This is a genomic window from Acidovorax sp. KPB24-03 (assembly GCF_057546605.1).
Genome location: NZ_BAAJYR010000658.1, coordinates 1 through 1,361 on the forward strand (window position 1 = coordinate 1; position 1,361 = coordinate 1,361).

A 1,361-nucleotide genomic window follows, 5' to 3' on the forward strand; every position below is an offset into this window, starting at 1 on the left:
CGCCGCGGCCGAGCTGCCCGCACGCCAGCGTGCGCTGCTGGGCGCGCTGCAGACGGCGTGGGTGCAGGGCACGGCGCAGCTCGACCGCCTGCTCTACGCCCGGGTGGACGACCTCTTCGCGCGCATGTGGCTGCACCTGGGCACGGCCGTGCTGCTGCTGGGCTGCATCCTGAGCCTGGTCACGCTGGTGGCGCGGCAGATCGCCAAGCCCCTGCAGCAGCTGGCCCGTGTGGCCGACGAGGTGCGCCGCAGCGGCGACCACACCCTGCGCGCGCACTGGATCAGCCGCGACGAGATCGGCCGGCTGGTGACGGCCTTCAACGGCATGCTGGCGCAGCTCGACCGCGAGCGCGTGCTGCAGCAGGAGCTGGCCGCCAGCGCGCGCGCCGCCGAGGCCCAGCGCGAGCTGGTGGAGGCGCTGCCCATTCCGATGGTGGTCACCTCGGTGCCCGAGCACGAGGTGCTGCACGCCAACGCCCCGGCCGGCCTGTGGCTGAACGGCACCACGCTGGACCCCTGGCGCACGGGCATGGAGCCGGGCGTGCGCGCACGCTTTTTCCAGCGCCTGGCCGACCAGGGCGTGGTGGACGAGTTCGAGGTGCGCTGGAAGGGCAGCGCCGAGCCGCTGTGGGCCGTGCTGTCGGCCCGGCGCCTGCACTTCCAGGGGCGCGATGCCATGCTGACCGCCTTCACGCCCATCAACGTGCTCAAGGTGATGGAGCAGCGGCTGGAGCTGTGGGCCAAGGTGTTCGAGGCCTCGTCCGAGGGCATCATCATCATGGCGGCGGACCAGAAGATCCTGAGCGTGAACAAGGCGTTCTGCCGCAGCACGCACTACGACTTCTACGAGGTGATCGGCGAGAACCTGGGCTTCCTGCTGGAGGACCCGGGCGAGCCGCCGCTGGGCGCGCGCATCGCCCGCACGCTGCTGGACAAGGAGTCCTGGCAGGGCGAGGTGCGGTTCCGCCGCCGCTCGGGCGAGACCTACCCGGCCTGGCTGATGGTGTCGGCGGTGCGCGAGGGCGGCAAGGGCGGCGCCGTGGCCAACCACATCGGCATCGCCATCGACATCACCGACCGCAAGCGCAACGAGGAGCGCATCCAGTTCCTGGCCCACCACGACGTGCTCACCGAGCTGCCCAACCGTTCGCTGTGCGTGCAGCGGCTGCAGGCGGCCATCGCGCATGCCGCCATCACGGGCGAGCGTGTGGCGGTGCTGTTCATCGACCTGGACCGCTTCAAGTCCATCAACGACACGCTGGGCCACCACATCGGCGACGGACTGCTGCGCTCGGTGGCGGCGCGGCTGCTGCAGGCCGTGCGAACGCACGACACCGTGAGCCGCCTGGGCGGCGACGAGT

1 protein-coding gene is annotated in these 1,361 nt (G+C 71.6%); it reads left to right on the forward strand.

From position 1 onward, the window contains the following. Window positions 1-1,361: EAL domain-containing protein (locus AC27KI_RS24920; RefSeq protein ID WP_487116463.1), on the forward strand; the 1,361-nt coding region annotated here is incomplete at both ends.